The organism is Gemmata sp. SH-PL17 (genome assembly GCF_001610855.1).
GTDB classification, from domain to species: domain Bacteria; phylum Planctomycetota; class Planctomycetia; order Gemmatales; family Gemmataceae; genus Gemmata; species Gemmata massiliana.
This window is the reverse complement of record NZ_CP011271.1, coordinates 6,482,891-6,500,577: the sequence shown is the minus strand read 5'-3', so window position 1 is coordinate 6,500,577 and position 17,687 is coordinate 6,482,891. Positions and strand designations below refer to the sequence as shown.

The following is a 17,687-nucleotide window of genomic DNA, read 5'->3' as shown; positions in this document are numbered from 1 at the left end:
CGCCACCAGTCCTCTTTTCCCTTCTGACCGAGGATCTGCTATGCCCGACGCCAAGGGCGTCGAAGGGTCGCCACTGCCGCGCCCCTCACTTCTCCGTGCCGCAGCCGCCAAGCGGCCCTTCCGCAAGCCGACCGATGGCCCCGCTGGTCCCGCTACCGGCGCCCCGCCGGCCCCGGCCCCCGTTGCTCCGCCCCCCGAGCGCGTCGAGCGCGAGCGGCCCGAGCGCGTCGAACGGCCGCGCCCCGTCCACACCGGCTCCCGCCTCGACGATCTCTACCGCATGCCGATGCCGGAACTCTTCGCGCTCGCGGAGAAAGAGGGCATCCGCGAGCACACCGGGATGAGCCGGGCGCAACTCATCGTCGGCGTCGTGCGCCGGCAGATCGAGCGCGGCGAAGTGGTCCGCGGGTCCGGCACGCTGGAAGTTCTGCCCGACGGCTACGGGTTCCTCCGCAGCCAGGCGCACAACTACCTCGCCAGCCCGGAAGACATCTACGTTTCGCCGTCGCAGATCCGCCGCATGAGCCTCCGCACCGGGCTCGTAGTGGAAGGCCCGATCCGGCTCCCGATCGAGAACCAGGACAACTTCGCCCTGATGCAGATCGAGCTGGTGAACAACAAGCACCCCGACGAGGGGACGGGCGTCACCAGCTTTGAAGACCTCACGCCGCTGCACCCGAACGAGCGCCTCCGGCTCGAGAGCGCGCCCGACGAGCTCTCGATGCGGATCGTGGACCTCATCACCCCCGTGGGCAAGGGCCAGCGCGGGCTGATCGTCGCCCCGCCGCGGACCGGGAAGACCATCCTGCTCGCGAAGATGGCCAACGCGATCATCCGCAACCACCCCGAGTCCTACGTGTTCGTGCTGCTCGTGGACGAGCGCCCGGAAGAAGTGACCGAAATGCAGCGGCTGGTGAACAGCCCGAACGCCGAGGTGGTCGCGAGCACCTTCGACGAGCCGCCGGAAGAACACATCCACGTCTCCGAGATCGTGCTGGAGAAGGCCAAGCGGATGGTGGAGATGAAGAAGGACGTCATCATCCTTCTCGACTCGATCACGCGGTTGGCCCGCGCCCACAACACCGAGGCCCCGGGCGGCGGGAAGCTGCTCTCCGGTGGTCTCGACTCCAACGCGATGCAGAAGCCGAAGCGGTTCTTCGGTGCCGCGCGTAACGTCGAAGAGGGCGGTTCTCTCACCATCCTGGCGACGGCGCTGGTGGACACCGGCTCGCGCATGGACGAGGTGATCTTCGAGGAGTTCAAGGGCACGGGTAACAGCGAGCTCCACCTCGACCGCCGGCTCGTCGAGAAGCGGGTTTATCCCGCCATCGACGCGGTGAAGAGCGGGACGCGAAAGGAAGAGCTCCTGATGCACCCGGAGGAGTACGACAAGGTGCGCATCCTGCGCCGCGTGCTGGCCGACATGCACCCGGTGGAAGCGATGGAAATGCTCCTGAACAAGTCGCGGAAGACGAAGTCCAACATGGAGTTCCTCCTCTCGATGAACCTGGGCTAACTTCAGCACCCCCCGGCCGCATGGCCGGCGGGTTGAAGCGTAAGGCACCCTCGACCGCGGTTCGCCGTGATCGAGGGTGTTTGCGTTTGGAGGCGAGATCCGCGATGACAGAATCGGAATGGCTGAGATCGACGAACCCTTGCCAACTGCTTCGCGAGGTCTGTCCGCAGCACGTCCTGCGCGGCGAAGACGATTCACTACCGCGGAAAGAATTGCTGTTCACTTTTGCCGCGTGTCGTCACTGGAGGTTTCAAATCCGCAAAGAGTGGGCGGCACAGATCGCGGATAACGAGCGCGTGTTCGAGGAAACGGGTCGGGGACTCACGCGGAGCGAGCAAGACGCGCTGGATTTTGACATCGATATGGCCCGCGACGATTCGCGGACGAGAGAGGCGCGGGAACATTATTCGTTCCTGCGAGTAGTCGCCTTCGGTGTTTGGGATTTTGATCCCGGTGAGACTGTTGATTATTTCCTTCTGTCCGCACTATCTGATTGCGCTCGCGATATTTTCGCCAACCCCTTCCGCCCCGTTTCTTTCTCCCCTTCGTGGCGCACGTCCAACGCAGTCACACTTGCGTCCCAGATGTACGAGTCGCGTGACTTCAGCGCGATGCCGATCTTGGCGGACGCGCTTCAAGACGCCGGGTGCGACAGCGCGGATGTGCTGGACCACTGTCGCGACCCGAAGCAGATTCACGTCCGCGGGTGCTGGGTCGCAGACCTCGTTTTGGGCAAGACCTAACCCCCCACCCCCCTTCCCTAAAAAGGAAGGGGGAGCAAAACCAAATACAGCAGGCGTCGCGCGACCTGTGATGGTTTTAAGCCCCTCTCCGTTTAGGGGAGGGGTTGGGGAGGGGTTACAACCACAACGCCGAGAAGGGCACGCCATGTTCACGCTGTCGCGGGACGAGGTACGCGAACTGGATCGCCGGGCCATCAACGAGTTCGGCGTTCCGGGCGTGGTGCTCATGGAGAACGCCGGCCGCGGGTGCGCAGAACTCCTCATGCGCCTGAATCTGGAGCGCAAGCCGGTCGTGATTCTGTGCGGGCCGGGTAACAACGGCGGCGACGGCTTCGTCATCGCGCGGCACCTCGATAATCACGGGTGGCCGGTGAAAGCGTGGCTTCTGGCGGATGCGAAAAAGCTAACGGGTGACGCCGCGGTGAACTACGGTGCGGCCAAAGCGAGCGGGCTTGTCGGCGATCAGGTCAGCGCCCTTGATGGGTGGGTCGTAGATGCCCTCTTTGGCACGGGGTTGAGCCGCGCACTTGCGGCCCCTTACGACGGAGTCGTCGCCCAAATAAACGCCTCCCGCTGTCCGGTTCTCGCGATCGATATTCCCTCCGGTCTCGATTGCGATACGGGCGAACCGCTTGGGCCGACCGTGAAAGCCACGCACACCGCGACCTTCGTGGCCCATAAACGCGGATTCCTCAACACCGCATCGAAGCCCTGGACCGGCGAAGTTCACGTGATTGACATTGGCGCGCCGCGTGTCCTTGTGGATGAATACAAACAGAAGACTGGCGAGCGGCCGGCGTGAGCCGGCTGGTAACATCACACGGATTGTCACAACGCGCTGCGTGAGGGAACGCGATTCATGGACGCACTGCAATTCCTCGCGGCGAAGGACTCCAAGCGCCAATCGGTGTACGCCCTCGTCGGTGACGAAGACTTCCTGAAGCGGCACGCCCGCGAGCGCATCATTTCTGTCGTGCTCGGGGAGGAAGACCCGTCGTTCGCGGTCAGCGTGTACGCGGGAGACAAACTCGATTTCTCCACGGCCCGTAACGAACTCGAAACACTCCCGTTCCTCGCTCCGTGTCGCGTTGTGATCGTGGAAAATGCCGACAAGTTCGTGACGGACAATCGGCCCGCGCTGGAGGCGTACTTCACGAAACCGAGTCGCGTCGGGGTGCTGATTCTCGACGTCAAGACGTTCCCGGAAACTACCAAACTCGCGAAAGCGCTCCCCGACGCGGCCAAGATCGGGTGCAAGTCCCTGCCCATATACAAGCTCTCGGCGTGGTGCGTCGAATGGGCGAAGACCGCACACAAAAAGAAGCTCGTGGCAGGCGCTGCGGACTTGCTCGTCGAACTCGTCGGCACGTCGATGGGCTTGCTCGATCAGGAGATCGGCAAGCTCGCGAACGCGGTGGGTTCCAAGCCCGGTATTTCGGCCGAAGACGTGGACGCACTCGTGGGCCGCAGCAAGGCGGCCGACGTGTTCCGCATTATGGACGCGGTCGGCGAGGGGCGCCCGGGGGAGGCCCTGAGCATCCTTCAGGAACTGTTCGGCGAGGGCGAAGACCCGATGGCCGTTATCGGGCCGCTCACGGCCCAGCTCCGCAAGCTCGCTACCGTGGGGCGGCTCCATTTAGTAGAGAAAATGGCACTCGGTCCCGCGATGGATGCGGCCAACGTGCCGAAGTGGGACAAGGCGCGGATCAGTTTCGATAAGCAGCTCAAGCACCTCGGCGGGCGCCGACTGTTGAAACTTCCCGATTGGCTGGTCGAAATCAACCACGGTTTGAAGGGCGGGAACGCCCTTCCGGAACGGGTGCAAGTCGAGCGCCTGGTTGTGACCCTCGCGCGCCCGCTCGCTCTTGCAAAGGCGTGATGCAAACGGGTCGAGCAATTCAAAACATCCGGCCGCCGAGCGGGACGTCGTGGTCGGGCGCGAGCAGCACGACATTCCCTTCGGCGTCCGGCGCGCCCAGAACGAGCACTTCCGAGTTGAACCCGTTGATTTTGCGCGTCCCCAGGTTCACCGCGGCCACGACGAGCCGGCCGACGAGTGCTTCAACCGTGTAGAGCGCAACGAGTTGGGCGCTCGACTGCTTCACGCCGAGCGGCCCGAAGTCGATCCACAGTTTGAACGCCGGCTTCCGCGCGCCCGCGTTCGGTTCGGCACGCAGGACGCGCCCCATACGCACATCAACGAGGCCGAACGCTTCCAGTGGTTCCACAAAAGTCCTTAGTATTCGGAGATCACTTGCCCGTCGTTGCGCGTCGTGAGGCGCTCAAGTAAGATCGGGTCGGTGGTTTCTGGGAGTGCCCGCACACTGCCATCGGCCAAGCAGAACTGCACGACTCCGGAGTGCCGGCTCCCGAACTTCCATCCCGTATCGGTCGGGTTCGTTGTCAACGGGTTGGAGCGCGAAGCGGAGCGGCTCCAACACCGTGCGTAGTTCCCATTGTAGGTGGAACAGTCCGTCCACCCGACCCCGTGATTGCCCTTCGCAACCTGCTTTTCACCGATAAGGAGCGTGTTGGTCAGCCCGTCAGTGAAATCGGCGAACCGGAACCCGGTCTCCATCCGGAACGGGCCGTTCACGGCGTTGTTAACCTGGACCGACACCTGGCTCGCCGAGTCGCTTCCGCTCGGATCGAGGACCGCCGCGTAGTCGGACAACCCGCCGGGTTGGTGGGGGTAGTTCGCAGGAGCGATCTGCGGGACGTCCCCGGACACACTAAAGCCGTCCTTGCTGGTTCGGCGCGACGGGCAGAAGTAGCCCTTCACGTTGTACCGGGTGATAGTGCCCTGTTCGTAGTAGGTGAAATTGGGCCTCCATTCTCGGTAAAAGTTTTCCTCTTCGAGATGGGGCAGAATGAACACTGCCCAAGTCGCGCCGCCCTCGTAGACCAGGTTGTCCGCTTGGGGAGGGGGGACGATGGGGTGGATCCCGTACACGCGCGACGGGGGCAACCGCTCGAAGTTGTTGTGGTACATGTGCATGGCCAGCCCGATTTGCTTCAGGTTGTTGGCACAGGTTATGCGCGCCGCGGCTTCTCGCGCCTTCTGTACGGCCGGTAACAACATCCCGATCAAAATCGAGATGATGGCGATGACAACCAATAGCTCGATCAGCGTGAACGCTTTTCTCTTGAACACGGTCATCTCCTAACGGGGGAGGTCTTGCGATCCGGGGGGGCGAACCTGGAGCCCGAGCGCGCTGATTCGGAACTTGATGTCCTCGGGGTACCCGAATGCGACCCCGGAGAGTTGTACCTGGACCGAATCGGTCTTCTTCGGCGGAGCGGGAAACAGGAACCGAACCTCTGACACGTTCCCCGGCATCGCGCGGGGCGCGGGGCGCCCGCGGTCCGGAGTGAACGTGCCCTCAAATTTCGCCGGATCGAGTTGTTTGCCCGATCCATCAGTCACGCGCACCCCGTCCGTGGTCAAGCCGGCGGCCCACCCAGAGAGTGAAACTTCGCGCTCGAAGCCGACGTTGGCGATGTGCACGGAAATTTGAAGGTACGATTCCTTCGTCGTGCGCTTTGCGTTGTCCGGTCCGCGGAGCTCGACCGGCCCCACCACGGACCGGACCGTTACGCGGACGTCCTTGAGTTGCCACGAACTGCGCCCGGCGTCGAGCACCGCGCCGGGGGTGGTCATCGTCCTGATGCCGGTCCCGTGCTCGATCACAACCGGGCCTTGTGGCTCCTCGACCGGCGGGGCGTCCCACGGGTCCAGGTTGAGCCACGACGGGAGGAGCAGCACAACCACCGCGACGCCCGCGTGCAGCAGGGCCGCCAGCGCCCCTCCGATCCGGGCGCGCCCTTCCGCGCCGAGACACAGTAGCCCCCCGATGAACCCGATCGCGGCCAGAGCGAGCGCGATGAGCCGGCCGAACGGGAGCTGGGACGCCAGCACCGTTGGCCCCACGAGCGTGAGCGCCCCGAGCGCGAGCAAGAAACCGGCGTCGGTGGGCGCGGCCGGTTCGCCCGCGTCGGGGGTAAACACCGGGGCCGGTTGTGCCGCGGGACGTGATTGGGGGCGCGGCTCCGCGGGCAGGACGGGTGACGGCTCGGTCACGTCCAGGGCGTCCATCGCGCGGGTCTCTTCGACCGCGGGCAGTTTCAGTTTCGGCTTCTCGGCCGACGGCGCGGAGATCACGACCGCGTCCGCGCTGGCTTTCGCGACCCAATCCGGGAGATCGTCGTCCGGAACGATCGTGAAACTGCTCTTGCACTTGGGGCACTTGGCGCTGGCGCCCAGCGCGGTGCCCTTGGCCCGAACCCCACCGGAACGGCAATACGGACAGATGGCTACGATTGTTGACACGCAAACACCGGCATGTGAGAGAGGGCAGAGCGGAGGTGATTTCGCAACAGTTGTAACAGGTGTGACGGGATATGCCAAGAAATTTCGGCTCATGAGGCGTCAGGCGGGTAGGCATCGGGGAAGTTGGTGGGAACTGTGTTCAGTTCGGTGTAGCTTTGAGCGTCGTGGGGAATTTACCCGGGCAGGAGGTCGTTATGTCCGAACCGCTTGAACCTACACTCGAAGCCAAAGCCCAAGAATTGGCCGCGCGCATCAAGGCTCGATCCGCCGACGCCATCTTGGGGATGGCACGTCGGCTCGTTGCGACCACCGATGACGACCTCTTTGGTGACACGGAGTTCGCGTTGCGGGACCAAGCCCAAGGCATCGTCGCCGATGCTTACGCGGAACACCTCCCCCAAAAAGTGGCTACACCACCAGCGCCATCGACTGCCCCCACTGCTCCCACCGCGCCCCCTTCCACGGGTACCGCGAGAAAACGGTCGAAACGCTCGGCGGGCCGGTCACCTGCAACCGCGCCTATTACTACTGCGGGCTCTGCGCCAAAGGCTCCTGCCCTTGGGACGGGCGAGTCGGATTGACCGCTGGGCGTCTCTCGCCGGCGGTGGAACGACTCGCCACGCTCTGCGGGGCCGTCGCCGACAGTTTCGAGAAGGGAGCCGAACTGTTGAAGGAGACCACCGGCGTTGTGCTGAGTGCATCGACGGTGCAACGGACCACCGAAGCGACCGGGGAACGAATTGCCGAACACCTTCAGAAGGGTCGCACCTTCGGCGGCAAAGTGGCGTGGGACTGGTTCCGGGACGCGTGCGGGCGCACCGTGGGCTACATCGGGATCGACGCCACCGGCGTGCGCCAACAAGGGCCACGCGGCGAAGCGGCGGATGGTCGGATGGCCTACGTGGGGATGGTGTTCAACCCGCTCCCGGATCGCGAGCGCGTGTTCGAGTGCCTGCCCAAGCCGGGCGTGGCGATGAAGGCTCGGTACATCAGCGGTTTGTACCCGCTGGCGGAAATGGGTCCGCTGATACGCCGCCAGGGTGCTCAAGTGGACTTGGACCGTGCGGAGGTGTGGGTGGCGCTGACCGACGGCGGCGCGGGCTTGGAGGACTTCGTGCGGCTCAACTTCCCGCGTGTGGAAGCAGTGATCTTGGACTTCTATCACGCGGCGGAATACCTGGCGCAGTTGGCGCGTGCGTTACACCCGACCGACGAAGGCGCGGCACTTGCGCAGACGAAGTCGTGGTCGCGCCTGTTACGAGACGAATGGGGCCATGTGATGATCGGGGTGCTGGAGGGTTGGGAATGGCCGAGCCGAAAAGGGTTGGCGACGGTGCGGAGTGAGGTGCTGGGTTACTTCCGCAATCAGGTGGATCGGATGGACTACCCGAGTTACGAAGCCGCCGGCTGGTACATCGGTTCGGGTGCCGTCGAGAGCGCGTGCAAGACGGTGGTGGGACAGCGAATGAAGGGATCGGGAATGCGGTGGAGCGAACCGGGCTCCCATGCGGTCTGCCATGTCCGCGCGTTGTATCGCAGCGAACGCGGCCAGCGGACCGACTTCTGGCGACGGTCCACGACCACATGAAACAAACATCCACCAACTAATGTGACGCTTACCCGCGTCAGGGGTGATCAGGAGCATAATTCTCAGCGTATCGGGTATCGCGTCTTTGAGGTTGTATGACCACAGAAAGATGGTGACGAATTGTTATATTTTGTGTTTGCTAATAAATATGAACGAATTCGCGATCGTTCGCGGCGCGGCCCACTATCCTTCCAGGGTGTTGTCATGCACTTCGCGAATCCCGTCCCCGTCGTCATCTCGCGCCCACTCCCGCTGACCGGGCGTGTGGTTCACCGTCGCATGACCGCGATTGTTCTGCGCCAACCGGGCGTACCCCTTCCATTCGTCGGTGTACACCATCGCCTCCGCGACGGTCGACGAGCCGACGAATGAGGTAAGCGTCTCCTGATCCGTTCGACCCACGACCGCGAGGGCAACCGCGCCACTTCCCCGGCCGACGACTCCGACCACCGGCGGGCGATCGTTGTCGAAGTTCCCGTGGCCCCGTTGCTTGTTGGCCCGGCGCCGAGGCGGGTCATCGGGGTCCGGGTGGCAAATGCCTTTTTTCCCCCGCGTTCGGGAACATTTCATCGGCCTCGGTTGTCGAACCGGGCACCGGACCCATGTGCTCCGCGGCTTGCAAAGCCAAGCCCTGAAGTCGGTGCCGGAGTGTGAGCAGGTGCTTGCGATCACATCCGAGTTCGCGAGCCAGCTGTGCGGTTGGTGTGCCCTGGCAGATGCCCCGCAGGATCAACACCTACGGGACGGGCGAGCGGTGCGTCTTCTGGAGCGCGGTGCCCGTGTACGCGTTGAACACGGCCCCGCAGTGGCGGCACCGGTAGTCGAACACGGGCGCGCGATGGCGGTCGTGAACGGACAACGCATCGCCCCGCCGGCACCCGGGGCAATGCAATCCGTCGGGGTGTAGCGTGCCGACCAGGAACTGGTCGCACGCATCGATGTCCATCAACTCCCGGATCGGGAAGTCCATCCCTGGACGCTCCAAGAAAGAAGGGCGCACGGCCAGAAAGGATAACCGCTCCTACGACCTGAAAACACCCGATTCACCCCTGATGCCTCATGAGCCAAAAGTGTTACTGAGTGGCCGTCGCGTGCGAGCAGGTACGCAGTGGTTGCGCCCGCGATCCCAAATCCGACGATCCCAACGCGGAATTTTCGGGCCACGGGCGATCTCCTGGCAAACGGTCCCGGACTCAATTGGTCGGGAGGTTACCAGTTCGCGGGCCGGTTCGCGACCACTTTTTCGGTCGGTCGCGTGGTACGGATCGCGCTCTACATCTTGGAAGCCCGAGTCGGTTGCTTCTGGGCAGTGATCTGGAGCATCGCGCGCGTTTCCCGCAGCGATTCAATAACCGTCTTGGAGAGCGATTTCCGGATCAGCCGGATCGTTTCCAGGCCCGCACACTCGTGGAGGCGCAAGAAGCCGGGGCACTTTTCCATCTGGTAGTTGGCCAACTTCCGTTCGCGCTGAACGTGGTTCGCAAGCCCGTCGGCCGCGGCCGTCAGAGCAACCAGCACCGGGTGATCCCGTTCTGCTTTGGGGAAGTGGTGATTCAGAATCGCGCTCGTGACGCCCGGCGAGAGCTTGTTCGCGTTGGCGAACCGGACCCCGATCTCGCAGTGATCGAGTTGCAGGATGTCGCGCTCGCGCCCCAGGATGCCGCTGTCTTCCTCGAACGTCATGGGATCGGCGTGCATAAAGGCATCGGGCGCCCGAACACACACGATCACGCGGCCGATATCATGGAGCAACCCGGCGGTGAACTCTTCCCCGCGGAACCCGAGTCCGCCCGCGTTGTTCAACCGCGACGCCAGCGTCGCGGTAAACAGAGCGTGCCGGAGCAGCCCTTCGCACATGACACCGACTTGGGGCGTACTGTATTTGAAGACCCCGCCCACCCCAACAGCCGCGATAATCTGCTGGCACCGGCGCATACCCAGACGCACGGTCGCTTGTTGGACGTTTTCGGTCCCGCGCTTCCCGCGGAACGCGGCCGAGTTCGCGAGTTTGAGCACCGCTACAGCGAGCACCCCGTCCCGCCGGACCAGTTCGGCCAGGTTCGCGAGCGTCGCGTTCTGGTCGTTCGCGAGCGCGAGGGCGCGCACGGTCGTGTCGGAGAGCGTCGGGAACGACTCGACCTTTCCGAGATCGCGGATGAGTGCTGGCTGGGCCAACACATTCGGCGTCTCGCGACCAAAGAGCCGCGTAAAAGCTTTGAAGAACATGGAACGCTCACGGGTCGAGTCGGGTGTCGGGGGTGCCGGCTAACTTCCTATAGGACGTGAATTGACCTTCTGCCAGCCAATAGGGATTATCGGCGATATGTGAGAGTGCAAATGCGCGGACGGAACAATTGGGAACCGGCATGAAGATCGGCGGAGTCGTGCTGTGCGGCGGAAAATCGTCGCGAATGGGGCGGCCGAAGGCGTGGCTCCCGTTCGGCGGCGAATTCATGCTCCAGCGCGCGGTTCGCGTTCTGAGCGAAATCGTCGAACCGGTTGTTGTCGTTGCGGCGCGGAACCAGGACGTGCCACCACTACCATCTGAAGTCGCCATTGTTAGCGACGAAATCGACGAAAAAGGCCCGCTCGCAGGTTTAGCTGCGGGTTTAGCCGCACTCGCGGGGCAGTGCGATGCGGTGTACCTGTCCGCGTGCGACGTGCCGTTTCTGAAGCCGGAATTCGTGCGCCGGGTGGTTTCGTTCTTGAGGGAGGAAAGGCAACCTCCCCCCCCGCCCCCCTTTCCTTCAGGGAGGGGGGATGGGGAGGTAGGTTCGGCCCCAAACGCCCCCTTCCCTTCAGGGAGGGGGGGCGCAGGATTACGTGCCACCGTTCCTCGTGTCGGCGGGTTCCTTCATCCACTGGCCGCAGCGTACCGCATGGAAGTTGCGCAGGTCGTGCGTGCGATGCTCACAGAGGGGCAACTGCGTGCGACGGACCTCTTCGACCGCGTTCCGACGCGCGTAATCGAGCCCGAAGAGTTGACCGACGTGGACCCCGAACTGGCGTCACTCCGTAATCTGAATTCGCCGGAGGATTACGAGGCCGCACTGCGGCTCCTACCGACCGGTGCCGAGGATCGCCCGTAAACCAGCCCGCATCTCGCGTGTAGGCGGGTTCTCGGGTTTCCGTCCCCTGACTTCTGGTTTCAGCCATGCACCCACACAAGCCGCACTACGACCGCCACGCCGGGACCGACGCGAACAAGGCGTTTCTGCACAAGATCAGCCGCGAGCGGATCGACCCGGCGGGTGTCGCGGGTGGTACGAGCGCGGCCGATCTCATCGACGGCGCGTTCCTGTCTTACAACGGCGGCCGGCTCCGCGAGGGCTGCCAGTTGTACGTGCGGAAGATGCTCGCGAACAACGGCACGATCGGCCTCGCGCTCTCGGGCGCCCTTACGCCGGCCGGACTGGGGATGTCGTGCTTGGTGCCACTCGTGGAAGCCGGGTTCATCGACTGGATCGTTTCGACCGGCGCGAACCTGTACCACGACACGCACTACGCACTCGGCATGGACCTGTACCAGGCCGGACCGAGCCTGCCGGACCTGGAACTGCGCGAAAATCAGGTTATCCGCATTTACGACATCATTTTCGACTACGAGAACCTGCTCGGAACGGACAAATTCTTCCGCACCCTCTGTCGCGGAGAGGCGTTCCAGCAGACAATGGGGACGGCCGAGTTCCACAACCTCGTGGGCAAATACCTCGCGGAGCGCGAGGACCAAACCGGGCACCGCGGGAAGAACTTGCTGGCCGCCGCGTACCGCCACGGGGTACCGATCTTCACCAGTTCGCCCGGCGACAGTTCGATCGGCATGAATCTCGCGGCCCTCATGCTCGAAGGCAGCAAGCTCCGAATCGACCCGCTCCGCGACGTGAACCAGTCGGCCGCGATCGTGTGGGACGCAAAGGCATCGGGTGGAAATAGTTCAGTTCTGATCCTCGGGGGCGGAAGTCCGAAAAACTTCATGCTCCAAACGGAGCCGCAAATTCAGGAAGTACTCGGGTTGCTCGAGGCAGGGCACGATTACTTCCTACAGTTCACTGACGCGCGCCCCGACACCGGCGGGTTGAGTGGTGCGACGCCGAGCGAAGCGATGACTTGGGGCAAGGTCGACCCCGACAAACTGCCGGACTCGGTCACGTGTTACGTCGATTCGACGATCGCACTCCCTCTCCTGACCGCGTATGCGCTCACTCGTACCGAGAAGCGCGTACCGAAGCGCCTGTTCGACAAGTTCCCGGAGTTGACCCGCCGACTCGAAGAAGGGTACGCTCAGACGGTTGCCAAGCGCGAGGAGTGACGGAATGCGATCACGTCTCTTTCCCCGACCCACCGCGAGCCGGGCGCTCCTGGCCGCGGTGCTCGTTGCGTTTGCGTCCGCGGCGCCCGCGCCGGCCCAACAGCCGCGCACGGAAGCCCCACGGGAGCCGAAGTACATCGACGACGACGACGTGTACAAGCGCTTGTACGACAAGCTCGAAGAGCTCGCGAAGGCCGACAAACTGCTGGCGCACGACAAACTCGTCGACCGAATGAAGGCCGGCCCCGCAAAGATCGCGACGACCAAATCCGGCGACAAGGTCTTGGCACCAGAAGACGTGTACAAGTCCGCGGTTCGTAGTGTGTTCATCGTCGGAAGCGTTTACCCGGACAAGGACGGGAACTGGGAAAGCGGCACCTACGCGACCGCGTGGGTCGCAGCGGCCGACGGCGTGCTGGTCACCAACTGGCACGTGTTCGAGGATCTGAAGCCGGGCGAAATGTTCGGCGTCTCCGACCGCGACGGGAACGTGTACCCACTCACTGATTTCCTCGGGGGCAACAAAACGGCCGACGTCGCGGTGTTCCGCATCGGCGCGAAGGGGCTCACCCCGCTCCCCATCGCATCGGGACACGCAGATGTCGGCGCGTGGGTCGGAGTCATCAGTCACCCCGGCGATCTGTTCTATCTGTATACACAAGGCGCTATTACGCGGTACAGCACGAACACTAACGAAGACGGCAAAACCGAAAAGTGGATGGGCATTACCGCGGAGTACGCGAGCGGATCGAGCGGCGCTCCGGTGTTGAACAAGTACGGTGCGGTGGTCGGCATGGCGGCCCTCACCCTCAGCCTCGATGCGGGCGACGACGGCAAGAACCCCGCGCGCCGCATCCGCGCGATGAAAATGCCGAAAAAGGGTGCGTCGCGTGCCGACGACAAGAAGGACGACAAGCTCAAAGATCCCGCAAAACCCGACCCGAACCCGAAGGGATCGACCCTCCAAATGGTGGTGAAGATGGTCGTTCCCGGCCCCACGGTCCTCAAGTGGCTCGGCAAACAGGAATGAAATAGCAGCCACGGATGAACACAGATAACACCGATCAAGAAAAACTTTTGGCAAGATGAACGGGATCGCAATTCACAATCCTGTTCATCTTGTTAATCCTGTCGAAATCTCTTTTTGTCTTGATCTGCGTTATCTGTGTTCATCCGTGGCGATTTTTCTCTTCATGCCCGTGGTTGTTCTTCGTTATTTCTCTCTGATCCACTCCGTTCCGAATCGCGCCAGAGTGAGCCGTCCGTAGTTCGCACCCTTTTCGCCGGCGCGTTCGTAGAAGAGCAAGACGGGACCGTCTTTTGTGGCTGCCAGATCCGAGTAAGCGCTGAAGCCACTCTCCACGCTGCGTTTCGCGGCCCAAGTCTTGCCATTGTCTTCACTTAAACGCACAGTCAGGTTTTTGCGATCGCGTCCGCTCCCCGGAGCGGGAGGAACTTTTGCGCCGGTTTTCTCCAGATTGTCAGGGTTACTGAAGAGTAACAACGGCTTCTTGCCCGGAAGCACAAGAATGCTGCCCACACAGACGGGTTCTACGAGTGCATCATCGAACACGGGCTTGCTCCACTTGGTCGCGCCGTCCGCGCTATGAGTGACGAGCCGGCGATTGTTCTTCGATTCGCTGCGTGCGTTCAGCACAACGGTGCCGTCGGACAGCTCCGCGACACACGATTCGTTGGGGTTCACGTACTCCGCTGTGTGCGGAACCGCGATCTCGCCGGCCTTCCAGGTCTTCCCCGCGTCATCGCTGAAAATGGTCGTCACAACACTCGGGCGGTGTGCGTGGCCACCAGTGCCGAGCGAGAGCCACACGGGGCACAGCAATCGGCCGCTTTTGAGCTGAATCCCGTGACCGGGACCGGTAGCGAGCACCTTCCAGTCGTAGCCCTTCTTGATGGGGTCAAAAGCACTCGCGGTAATCTCGGTGGGCGCGGTCCAAGTCTTGCCGTAGTCATCGGATCGGGCGTAAAAGCACCGCATGTATTCGAGGCAAAAGAGCAGGTGAACCGCCCCCGATTTGTCCGCGATCATGACGGGGTTGTTGTACGTCACGTCGTCCTTGTTCGCGAGCTTCTGCGCGAGCGCAACGGGGTTCTTCTCCTTCGGTCCGGGCACGTCCGCGATCTTCTTCGGCTCGTCCCAGGTCTTGCCCCCATCAGCACTTCGGCGGAACAGAATGTCGATCTCGCCCCAATCCCCGCGGGCGCTCTTGCGCGCCTCGCAGTACGCCAGCACCACACCCGATTTGGTGACCACGATCCCCGGAATGCGGTACTGTTTGTACCCGCCTCGGTCCGCATCAAAGAGGTCGATCTTCTCCGGTTCTGCAGCAAACGCAGGTACAGAAAACGCGGCTAATACGAGCACCAAAGCGAAACGAGTCACGACGCGATCTCCACGAAATCGATACAACCGGAGCAATTCCTAGAGCGATCCCAAAGCCCCTCAATTACGCCCCGAAGTGCTCTGGACGCGAGCACGCGACCGGCGGAAAAGTAGAATATCTGCCCGATCCTTAAGAGGTTACGCCGATGTACCGAATCCTAGCTCTGTTCGCCCTTTGCGTGCTGCCGACGGGGAGTTTCGCACAAACGGTTGTCGTTCCCGTCGCACCCACTTTGACCGGAAAGTGGTCCGGCTATTGGGTTAGTGACAAAAACGGTCACACCGGACCGCTGCACGCGACATTCACCCCACTCGGCGACGATGCGTACCGCGTGAAGTATCGCGGTCGGTTCGCGAAGGTGATCCCGTTCCGGTACACGACCACGATGGACGTTGTCGGAACCGGAGACGGCGCGGTTGTGCTCTCCGCGGAGAAACCACTCGGGCCGTTCGGCACGTTCCGCACGACCGCGACCGCAACGAACGCGAACTTCGACGCGACGTTCACCAGTCGCCGCGATTCCGGACGGTTCGTGCTACAACGCAAGTAGCCACCTTTTGTCCACAACCGCATATTCAGTTTAAACTTAAGATCCGAACACGGGCCTGCCAGTGCTAACAATTGCTAACGTTTTGGACTTCGGGGCAATCTGCTGGAGTGAACCGAAGCCCGAATATCGCAGCAAGCGCCGATACACCAAATCATTCGATTCTCGAAACGCAAAAGGCACTCGTGAGGCATTATCAATCGGGGCTAACAATCGCCACAAAACATCCAAATCCGGCCGATTCGTGATACGCTTTCGCCAAAATCGGGAGCCTCTTGTAGCGTTTGATTGAAATTTTGCCTTCGCCCCGAAAAAACCGACAAACACAACGCGGGGGAGGCTCTGTATCCCCATTGCCACCAACACCCAAATCATACCCCAATGTACTAAAGTTCACAACCAGAATCCCCTCGAATTTGTCTCGTCGTTTCCGCGCCCAACTGCTGTTGACACCGTCGTGAAGTGCGGGTACACGCCGCCGCATGGTCACGTTGCGCCATTGCGCCGGCAGCCGGACGGTGTTCGCGGGGTCGCTCATTGCCCTGGCAGTCCTGGTCGGGTGCCAAACACCCCGACCGGCGGAACGCGCGCGCGCCAAAGCGCACCGGGTACTCGCGTCGGAAGACGGCCCGCCCATTGTGCCGCCCGGTGCGGTGCTCGCGTCCCCGGCGGACCTCATTGTCGGGATGCGCAAGCCACAACACGTACTCGCACTGTCGAGCGGCGGTCTATACGGCGCGTACTCGGCCGGGGTGCTCGACGGCTGGACGCGCACCGGCACGCGCCCCGAGTTCGACGTGGTGACCGGCACGAGCACCGGCGCGCTGATCGCCCCGTTCGCGTTCCTGGGGAGCGAGTACGACGCACAGGCGGTGAAGCTCTACACGGGCGTGCGCACCTCGGACATCTTCCACATGCGGGCCTGGGTGACGATCCCGTTCCGCGACGCGCTCGCGACCTCGGAGCCGCTCCAGAGGCTCATCGAATCGCAAATCACTCCGGCGCTGTTGGACCGCATCGCGGAAGAGCACCGTAAGGGCCGGCGCCTCTACGTGGGCACCACCGACCTGCGCACCCGGCGCGCGGTGATCTGGGACATGGGGGCGATCGCGTGCCGCCCGCGCCCCGAGGGGGGCACGCTGTTCCGGGACGTGTTACTCGCGTCGGCGTCGATCCCCGGCGTGCTCCCGCCTGTGCCCTTCCGCATCGCGGTCGACGGGCAACGCGAAACCGAGTACCACGCCGACGGCGGGGTCACCGCCCCGCTGTTCATGCCCCCGGGCGTGTTCGAGCTGGCGCGGCTCGGACCCAATACGGACCCCATGCAGACGCGCGCCAACTTCTACGCGATCGTGTCCGGCCGGCTGTACCCGGAAGAAGGCCCCGTGCGCCGGCGCATCCTGCCCGTGCTCGGCGCGAGCACGGGGGCGATGCTGTTCGCCCACTGCCGCGCGGAACTGGCGAACACGTACTGGCAGTCGCAACTCGCGGGGATGCGGTACCACATGATCGCGCTCCGGCAGGACACCGAAATTCAGGTCGATACCGCCGTCAGCTTCGATCGCAAGGTGATGACGCAACTATACCAGGAGGGGTTGAACGACGGGCAGGACGGGCCGAGCTGGATGTACATTCCCCCGGCCCTCAGCCCGTGCGACGGTAACTACGCACGCGGCGGCCTCCGGCTCCGCACCATGCCGCCCATGCAGCCACCGGCTCCGTGATACCGTCTCGTTTTGATGGTCTTCTGTAGCCGGCCTCTGTGAGGCCGGGACATCCACAGTTTGTGGCTCACCGGCCTCACACAACGAATTGCAAACGTGGATCGCCCGTGGTGGTGGTTTTGCCCTCTCCCCTTGCGGGAGAGGGTCGCCGCGCTTCGCGGCGGGGTGAGGGGTGTTGCTTCCACACTCGGGCGCCCACCCCTCACCCGGTTCGCAAAGCCTCACCACCCTCTCCCGCAAGGGGAGAGGGCACAACCAAAAGCCGATCTACAACCCACGTTTGCAATTCGTTGACAGAGGCCGGCTACAGAAGATAACTAATCAGCACGATTCGGTATGAGAGGGGTGCACGGTACCACTCGAACCGGTCGCGATCGAGTCGGCGTTCGACGACTGACCGATACCAACAGACCCTACTTTTACAGAGGCGAGAGCAAAAATGGCGACCCTACTCCTCCATAAGGGAGTGACTTTTGAAGATCAGACCGTTTATCTCTCGGGCAACGCTTACGTTGAATGCAACTT

17 protein-coding genes and 1 pseudogene are annotated in these 17,687 nt (G+C 62.9%); 10 read left to right on the top strand and 8 right to left on the bottom strand.

Going from position 1 to position 17,687, the window contains the following annotated elements:
• Positions 1 to 40: 40 nt before the first annotated feature.
• From rho to holA, 4 genes are all read left to right on the top strand, one after another.
• A complete protein-coding gene (gene rho / locus VT84_RS26775) occupies positions 41 to 1,516 on the top strand; it encodes a transcription termination factor Rho (RefSeq protein ID WP_052561979.1) in 1,476 nt (491 codons plus the stop codon).
• 104 nt (positions 1,517 to 1,620) lie between these two features.
• Positions 1,621 to 2,259, top strand: a complete 639-nt coding sequence (locus tag VT84_RS40265; protein ID WP_204249843.1) for a hypothetical protein — start codon at positions 1,621 to 1,623, stop codon at positions 2,257 to 2,259.
• 145 nt (positions 2,260 to 2,404) lie between these two features.
• Complete coding sequence (locus VT84_RS26765) at positions 2,405 to 3,061, top strand: NAD(P)H-hydrate epimerase (RefSeq protein WP_082841656.1); 657 nt, start codon at positions 2,405 to 2,407, stop codon at positions 3,059 to 3,061.
• Between the two features lie 57 nt (positions 3,062 to 3,118).
• Complete coding sequence (holA, locus tag VT84_RS26760) at positions 3,119 to 4,138, top strand: DNA polymerase III subunit delta (protein WP_082841655.1); 1,020 nt, start codon at positions 3,119 to 3,121, stop codon at positions 4,136 to 4,138.
• A 19-nt stretch (positions 4,139 to 4,157) separates the two neighbouring features.
• On the opposite strand, the gene VT84_RS26755 is transcribed toward holA, so the two are convergent.
• From VT84_RS26755 to VT84_RS26745, 3 genes are read right to left on the bottom strand one after another with little or no spacing between them, the layout of a single operon-like run.
• Positions 4,158 to 4,487 carry a tRNA-binding protein gene (locus VT84_RS26755; protein ID WP_082841654.1) on the bottom strand — a complete coding sequence of 110 codons (330 nt, stop codon included), beginning with the start codon at positions 4,485 to 4,487 and terminating at the stop codon, positions 4,158 to 4,160.
• A gap of 8 nt (positions 4,488 to 4,495) precedes the next feature.
• Positions 4,496 to 5,413 (bottom strand): DUF1559 domain-containing protein, encoded by a 918-nt coding sequence (locus VT84_RS26750; RefSeq protein ID WP_162271858.1) that lies wholly within the window; start codon positions 5,411 to 5,413, stop codon positions 4,496 to 4,498.
• A 9-nt stretch (positions 5,414 to 5,422) separates the two neighbouring features.
• Complete coding sequence (locus VT84_RS26745; RefSeq protein ID WP_052561961.1) at positions 5,423 to 6,589, bottom strand: DUF5336 domain-containing protein; 1,167 nt, start codon at positions 6,587 to 6,589, stop codon at positions 5,423 to 5,425.
• A 194-nt stretch (positions 6,590 to 6,783) separates the two neighbouring features.
• Between VT84_RS26745 and VT84_RS26735 the strand changes: the two are divergent.
• Positions 6,784 to 8,177, top strand: a pseudogene (locus VT84_RS26735) (ISKra4 family transposase).
• A gap of 183 nt (positions 8,178 to 8,360) precedes the next feature.
• Here VT84_RS26735 and VT84_RS26730 read toward each other — a convergent pair.
• The 4 genes from VT84_RS26730 to VT84_RS26715 form a co-directional block, all read right to left on the bottom strand.
• Positions 8,361 to 8,747 carry a transposase gene (locus tag VT84_RS26730; RefSeq protein ID WP_082841651.1) on the bottom strand — a complete coding sequence of 129 codons (387 nt, stop codon included), beginning with the start codon at positions 8,745 to 8,747 and terminating at the stop codon, positions 8,361 to 8,363.
• A 166-nt stretch (positions 8,748 to 8,913) separates the two neighbouring features.
• A complete protein-coding gene (locus tag VT84_RS26725) occupies positions 8,914 to 9,147 on the bottom strand; it encodes a hypothetical protein (protein WP_052561953.1) in 234 nt (77 codons plus the stop codon).
• Entirely contained in the window at positions 9,123 to 9,341 is a 219-nt protein-coding gene (locus VT84_RS42435) for an FAD-dependent oxidoreductase (RefSeq protein WP_204249649.1), read from the bottom strand. Before VT84_RS42435 ends, VT84_RS26725 begins: the two co-directional genes overlap by 25 nt.
• A 108-nt stretch (positions 9,342 to 9,449) precedes the next feature.
• Positions 9,450 to 10,403 (bottom strand): HDOD domain-containing protein, encoded by a 954-nt coding sequence (locus VT84_RS26715; protein WP_052561951.1) that lies wholly within the window; start codon positions 10,401 to 10,403, stop codon positions 9,450 to 9,452.
• Positions 10,404 to 10,543: 140 nt separating this feature from the next.
• On the opposite strand from VT84_RS26715, the gene VT84_RS26710 reads away from it, so the two are divergent.
• From VT84_RS26710 to VT84_RS26700, 3 genes are all read left to right on the top strand, one after another.
• Positions 10,544 to 11,266, top strand: coding sequence for a molybdenum cofactor guanylyltransferase (locus VT84_RS26710; RefSeq protein WP_082841649.1), 723 nt, complete (start codon positions 10,544 to 10,546; stop codon positions 11,264 to 11,266).
• 65 nt (positions 11,267 to 11,331) lie between these two features.
• The gene (locus VT84_RS26705; protein ID WP_082841648.1) at positions 11,332 to 12,486 is read left to right on the top strand and encodes a homospermidine biosynthesis protein; all 1,155 of its coding nucleotides are present in this window, start codon (positions 11,332 to 11,334) and stop codon (positions 12,484 to 12,486) included.
• Between the two features lie 4 nt (positions 12,487 to 12,490).
• On the top strand, positions 12,491 to 13,516 hold the full coding sequence (locus VT84_RS26700) for a serine protease (RefSeq protein WP_082841647.1): 1,026 nt from the start codon (positions 12,491 to 12,493) through the stop codon (positions 13,514 to 13,516).
• A gap of 183 nt (positions 13,517 to 13,699) precedes the next feature.
• Here VT84_RS26700 and VT84_RS26695 read toward each other — a convergent pair whose 3' ends face one another.
• A complete protein-coding gene (locus VT84_RS26695; RefSeq protein ID WP_082841646.1) occupies positions 13,700 to 14,890 on the bottom strand; it encodes a sialidase family protein in 1,191 nt (396 codons plus the stop codon).
• 146 nt (positions 14,891 to 15,036) lie between these two features.
• Here VT84_RS26695 and VT84_RS26690 point away from each other — a divergent pair, with 146 nt between their 5' ends.
• Positions 15,037 to 15,441 carry a hypothetical protein gene (locus tag VT84_RS26690; protein ID WP_082841645.1) on the top strand — a complete coding sequence of 135 codons (405 nt, stop codon included), beginning with the start codon at positions 15,037 to 15,039 and terminating at the stop codon, positions 15,439 to 15,441.
• A 479-nt stretch (positions 15,442 to 15,920) separates the two neighbouring features.
• Entirely contained in the window at positions 15,921 to 17,162 is a 1,242-nt protein-coding gene (locus VT84_RS26685) for a patatin-like phospholipase family protein (RefSeq protein WP_052561937.1), read from the top strand.
• Positions 17,163 to 17,687: the final 525 nt, after the last annotated feature.

Excerpts from the sequence above, each read along its gene's own strand:
- rho (WP_052561979.1), top strand. The coding sequence starts at position 41 with ATGCCCGACGCCAAGGGCGTCGAAGGGTCGCCACTGCCGCGCCCCTCA.
- VT84_RS26690 (WP_082841645.1), top strand. The coding sequence starts at position 15,037 with ATGTACCGAATCCTAGCTCTGTTCGCCCTTTGCGTGCTGCCGACGGGG.
- VT84_RS26685 (WP_052561937.1), top strand. The coding sequence starts at position 15,921 with ATGGTCACGTTGCGCCATTGCGCCGGCAGCCGGACGGTGTTCGCGGGG.
- VT84_RS26730 (WP_082841651.1), bottom strand. The coding sequence starts at position 8,747 with ATGAAATGTTCCCGAACGCGGGGGAAAAAAGGCATTTGCCACCCGGAC.
- holA (WP_082841655.1), top strand. The coding sequence starts at position 3,119 with ATGGACGCACTGCAATTCCTCGCGGCGAAGGACTCCAAGCGCCAATCG.
- VT84_RS26705 (WP_082841648.1), top strand. The coding sequence starts at position 11,332 with ATGCACCCACACAAGCCGCACTACGACCGCCACGCCGGGACCGACGCG.
- VT84_RS26715 (WP_052561951.1), bottom strand. The coding sequence starts at position 10,403 with ATGTTCTTCAAAGCTTTTACGCGGCTCTTTGGTCGCGAGACGCCGAAT.
- VT84_RS26710 (WP_082841649.1), top strand. The coding sequence starts at position 10,544 with ATGAAGATCGGCGGAGTCGTGCTGTGCGGCGGAAAATCGTCGCGAATG.
- VT84_RS40265 (WP_204249843.1), top strand. The coding sequence starts at position 1,621 with ATGACAGAATCGGAATGGCTGAGATCGACGAACCCTTGCCAACTGCTT.
- VT84_RS26765 (WP_082841656.1), top strand. The coding sequence starts at position 2,405 with ATGTTCACGCTGTCGCGGGACGAGGTACGCGAACTGGATCGCCGGGCC.
- VT84_RS26700 (WP_082841647.1), top strand. The coding sequence starts at position 12,491 with ATGCGATCACGTCTCTTTCCCCGACCCACCGCGAGCCGGGCGCTCCTG.
- VT84_RS26725 (WP_052561953.1), bottom strand. The coding sequence starts at position 9,147 with ATGGACTTCCCGATCCGGGAGTTGATGGACATCGATGCGTGCGACCAG.